At 63.8% G+C, this 2,915-nt stretch carries 5 protein-coding genes; 2 read left to right on the top strand and 3 right to left on the bottom strand.

Annotated elements, in window-relative coordinates:
• Nucleotides 1-241: IS3 family transposase (locus ACFXPL_RS37035; RefSeq protein WP_384927573.1), on the bottom strand; the 241-nt coding region annotated here is incomplete at its 3' end.
• Nucleotides 238-534, bottom strand: coding sequence for a transposase (locus tag ACFXPL_RS37030; protein WP_384927572.1), 297 nt, complete (start codon nucleotides 532-534; stop codon nucleotides 238-240). The genes ACFXPL_RS37030 and ACFXPL_RS37035, both read right to left, overlap by 4 nt.
• 264 nt (nucleotides 535-798) lie before the next feature.
• Between ACFXPL_RS37030 and ACFXPL_RS37025 the strand changes: the two genes are divergently transcribed.
• Nucleotides 799-1,083 (top strand): hypothetical protein, encoded by a 285-nt coding sequence (locus ACFXPL_RS37025; RefSeq protein ID WP_384927571.1) that lies wholly within the window; start codon nucleotides 799-801, stop codon nucleotides 1,081-1,083.
• Nucleotides 1,080-1,307, top strand: coding sequence for a hypothetical protein (locus ACFXPL_RS37020; RefSeq protein WP_384927570.1), 228 nt, complete (start codon nucleotides 1,080-1,082; stop codon nucleotides 1,305-1,307). The genes ACFXPL_RS37025 and ACFXPL_RS37020 overlap by 4 nt, the downstream gene beginning before the upstream one ends.
• A gap of 28 nt (nucleotides 1,308-1,335) precedes the next feature.
• On the opposite strand, the gene ACFXPL_RS37015 is transcribed toward ACFXPL_RS37020, so the two are convergent.
• Nucleotides 1,336-1,866 carry a transposase gene (locus tag ACFXPL_RS37015; protein ID WP_384927574.1) on the bottom strand — a complete coding sequence of 177 codons (531 nt, stop codon included), beginning with the start codon at nucleotides 1,864-1,866 and terminating at the stop codon, nucleotides 1,336-1,338.
• Between the last annotated feature and the right edge of the window lie 1,049 nt (nucleotides 1,867-2,915).

The raw sequence follows: 2,915 nt of genomic DNA, 5'->3' as shown, positions 1-2,915 counted from the left end.
TGACGCGCTCGCCTGCCTCGCGGAGTTCGGCAGTGATCCTGGGGACGCCGTAGGTACCGTCCGATTCCCGGTGCTCGGCCCGTATCCGGGCGGCGAGCTGGGCGTCCCCCTGCCTGGCGGCCCGGTCCGCAGCCGTCGCGCGCCAGTAGTAGAAGCTGGAACGGGCAATGCCCAGGATGGTGCACAGCCGCTTCACGCCGTAGCGACGCTGGTGGTCGGCGACGAACTGGAAGCGGTTCACCAGCGCGTCTCCCCGGCGAAATACTTGGCCGCCTTCCGCCGGATCTCGCGTTCCTCCTCCAGCTCACGGACCTTCTTGCGCAGAGCGGCGTTCTCCGCTTCCAACGGCGTGGGCGGCTCAGCGGCCTCCGCCCGGCGTCCCCGGGGCCGGCTCGCTCCGGCCGCCCGGCCCCAGTTCCGCAGCGTCTCCGGGTTGACCCCCAGATCAGCGCCGACCGACCTGATGGTCGCGTCCGGCCGCGACTCGTACAACGCAACCGCGTCCGCCTTGAACTCCGGCGGGTAGTGCTTCATGACCACAAGATGTCCGTTCTCAGATCCTCAAGATCTACGTCCCAAGTGTCCAAGATCTGGGGTCAAGGCCCAGGGGATGCAAGACGAAGCCTACGCTCATGCTGCTACGCGACTTCTTCCGCCTTCTGTTTGACAGGCGTGAGCCTTCACGTAGGCGCAATCGCAAATTAATAATATATTAAAGCAAAGCGGGATGGCGCGTGAACTGGCGACTCGCCCGACGCTTTCCCAGAGACGAATTGAAAAGGATGTAGTCTACGTCGCATGACAAACGTCACCTATTTTCGCGCAAGTGGCCTGCTGCCATACCAGGCTCCTGACACAACGGTGGCCTGGAACCTTAACGGCGGCTGGGGCGGGGACGGCGAGAACTATTGGGGTTATTCAGCACGCCCCAACCAGGCAAACGCCAGCGTAACCGCGGTTAGCGTGACAGGAAACCAAGACAACAATCTGAGCAATTCCACGGACATCGTGACGACCATGCGCTCATACCTCGGCGTAAATGGCGGGCTCATTCGGTTCGCGGCAATCAGGGTGACGCCATGAGACTCAGCATCGTCCACGACGACGAAGGCCGCATCATCGCAGCCGCAGCCTGCGAGACAGAAGGGCTCGTTGCTCGGCCGGTCCCGGTTGACCTCCATCACCAAGCACTTGAAGTGGAGGTTCCTGAAGAACACGGGGAAGGGGATCTGATGGAAATCTGCCAAAGACTGCGCGTCGACACCGCCCGACAAGTACTCGTGCCATCGGAGAGGGACACCTCCTGAGGTTGAACTCGTGATGTCGTGCCGCTGTTCAGGCGGGTCTGATGGACGGGCCGGTCTTGGTGAGGCAGCCGTCTATGAGGTAGCTGCGGTACTGGATGCGGCGTAGACCGTGCCGGATGCGCTGGATGAGGTGTTCGGGGGCGCCGAAGGCGACGTTGGAGATCCGGCCGCGTCGCAGGAGGAACCAGATTCCTTCGACGGGTTTGAGGTCGGGTGCGCAGGGCGGCAGGTAGTAGACGCTCAGCCAGTCTCGCGACGCGGCGAACTCCCGTAGTCCGGCGGCCTTGTGAACATTGAGGTTGTCCCGGACCAGGAAGATCGGGCCGCCGAATTGCTGGCGGGCTGCGATCAGCAGGTCCCGGTAGTCGCGCCGGGAAAAGCTCTTGCGGCCGTCGCGGCGGCCGTTGTCCCTGCGCGGACGGTAGATCAGCCGGGACCGGTGGCCCGGTTTGCAGCAGGTCAGCGCGGCGATGGATATCCGCCTACGAGAGCGGCCGCGGACCCTGACCACCGGGGTGCGGCCTCGTTGTGACCAGGTCTTCGCCTGCGGCCCCGTCATGGAGAAGCCGGCTTCGTCCTCGAAGACCAGCCATGCTCCACGGGCCGCCGCGAGTCTTCCGCGCAGGGCCACACATCCTTGACCCAACCGGCGACAGCATCGTCGTCGCGTACCATGGCCCGACGGGCAGGCACTTGGTCAGCCTCGGCCATGACGCCGGCCCCTGCGACCGCAGAGCACGCGGACCGCTCTCGTCCCCACGTCTGCCGCCGCCGCTGCACCGACCGGACAATGACGCGCAACTCCTTGACGATCAGCGAGCTCGCCCCACCCGCGGTGAAACCCTCAGCCGCCCGGAGCCGTAACTCCTCACGGAACCGCTGCCGTTCGGCGGTCAGCCCGCCACCCTGTGGATACCGCACGCACTTGGTAATTCTCAGGAACCTCGCACCGTCAGCCCCTACGACTCCACGAGTTTCATCTCAGTAACTCGATCAGCAACGTCCGCTGTCGAATGACACGTCGAACTTGATCACTCGGTTCGGTATCCGCCCCGGGACGAAGGCCATGAGCATGGGCCTGCTGCACCTGTTCTGCTGAAGTACCGGCTGAAGCCACGGACCATCAGCACACCGAACACTTGAGGTACGCAGAGCCCACAACCCAGCCACTTCGCACCAGAACCACTCGGCGGTCTCGGGCCCCTTACACGAAGCCTTTCTGGAAGCGGGGCTGTCCGCGCCCCTGGGTCCTCGTCCCTGCCCAGAGTGCGGACCAAGATCCGGACCATGCACGGACCAAGCAGCCATTATCCAGATCCAACTTGGACATTTAAGCATTTCAACCTGCACACCAGCCCTGTACCACCAGCAGACGAAGAATCTGCTGGGACGAACGCGCACCACGTGCAGGCGCAACGCCTCGTCCGTGCCGCAGAGCCGAGTGGCAAAGCCGGGTCGGTTTCGCGGTCAGGTCGCCACCACGCAACGGCCTTGAGCCGATCAGCCCCAAGATGTGAGCTGTACTGAGATTCGTGGAGTCCCTGATGCCAGGGTTACGATCCTGGCGAAGGAGAACCACATCAGTGCCAGCACCACGGAAATACCCCG

The sequence above is a fragment of the Streptomyces sp. NPDC059092 genome (genome assembly GCF_042756365.1).
GTDB lineage: Bacteria > Actinomycetota > Actinomycetes > Streptomycetales > Streptomycetaceae > Streptomyces.
This window is presented reverse-complemented; position numbering and strand designations above follow the sequence as displayed.